Origin of the sequence: Pseudomonas sp. EGD-AK9, from assembly GCF_000465935.2 — a bacterium.
Classification (GTDB): domain Bacteria; phylum Pseudomonadota; class Gammaproteobacteria; order Pseudomonadales; family Pseudomonadaceae; genus Aquipseudomonas.
Window position 1 is genome coordinate 1 of the sequence record NZ_AVOF01000581.1, and the last position, 1,273, is coordinate 1,273.

General features: G+C 68.9%; 1 protein-coding gene. It reads right to left on the reverse strand.

The features are described from left to right. A partial coding sequence (gene glnE / locus N878_RS21115; RefSeq protein ID WP_021445520.1) for a bifunctional [glutamate--ammonia ligase]-adenylyl-L-tyrosine phosphorylase/[glutamate--ammonia-ligase] adenylyltransferase occupies nucleotides 1-1,273 on the reverse strand: 1,273 nt, incomplete at both ends.

Below are 1,273 nucleotides of genomic sequence, written 5' to 3' on the forward strand. Positions count from 1 at the left end.
CGTTGCGCAGGTCGCCGAGGCGCTTGAGCGCGGTGGCCGGCTCGGCAAAACCCGCCTCCTGCAGCTGGCGACAGGCGCCCTCCTCGTCCAGCGCCTCCTCCCACAGCGGCAGCCATTCGGCGCCGACGCAGGCCTCGCCGCCCTGCGCCTCGTCCTCGTCGGGGTCGGCGATCACCTGCTGGAAGTGCCATTCGATGCGTCCGCGCCAGTGCATCAGGCGCTCATGGAAACTCGCCCAATCGGCGAAGCCCATGATGGTCGCCACCCGCGCCTGGTCGCGCGCGTCGGCCGGCAGCATCTGCGTCTGCCGGTCGCCGATGCCCTGCAGGGCATGTTCGGTGTAGCGCAGGAACTCATAGCCCTCGCGCATCTCCGCCACCACCGCCGGCGGCAGATAGCCCTGCCCCTCCAGGGTCGCCAGCACCTTGAGCAGCGGCCGCTGCTGCAGGCTGAGGTCGCGCCCGCCGTGAATCAGCTGGAAGGCCTGGGCGATGAACTCGATCTCGCGGATGCCGCCGGCGCCGAGCTTGATGTTCTCGCTCATGCCCTTGCGCCGCACCTCCTGCTGGATCAGCAGCTTCATCGCGCGCAGCGCCTCGATGGCGGAGAAATCCAGGTAGCGCCGGTAGACGAAGGGCCGCAGCATCTCCAGCAGCTCGGCGCCGGCGGCCTGGTCGCCGCCGACCACGCGCGCCTTGATCATGGCGTAGCGCTCCCAGTCGCGGCCCTGGTCCTGGTAGTACTGCTCCAGCGCGTTGAAGCTGAACACCAGCGCGCCACTCGAGCCGTAGGGGCGCAGGCGCATATCGGTGCGAAACACGAAGCCGTCGACGGTGATGGCGTCCAGGGCTTTTATGAGCTTTTGCCCGAGACGGATAAAGAACTCCTGGTTGTCCAGCGGCCGCTTGACCCCCTCGGTCTCGCCGCCTTCCGGGTAACCGAAGATCAGGTCGATGTCCGAGGACAGGTTGAGCTCGAAGGCGCCGAGCTTGCCCATGCCGAGAATCACCATGTGCTGCGCCTGGCCGCTGCGCCGGCCGATGGGCGTGCCAAACTGCGCGCTGTGGCGCGGGTAGAGCCAGTGGTAGGCCAGGTCGATACTGGCGTCGGCCAGGTCGGAGAGGTCGCGGCAGGTTTCGCTCAGCGGCGCCTGGCGGCTGATGTCGCGCCAGATGATGCGCAGCTGCTGGCGGTTGCGGAAACGCCGCAGGCAGCGGCCCAGCGCCTCCTCGTCGGCGCAGTCGGCCAGTTGCGCCGCCAGCTGCTCGCGCAG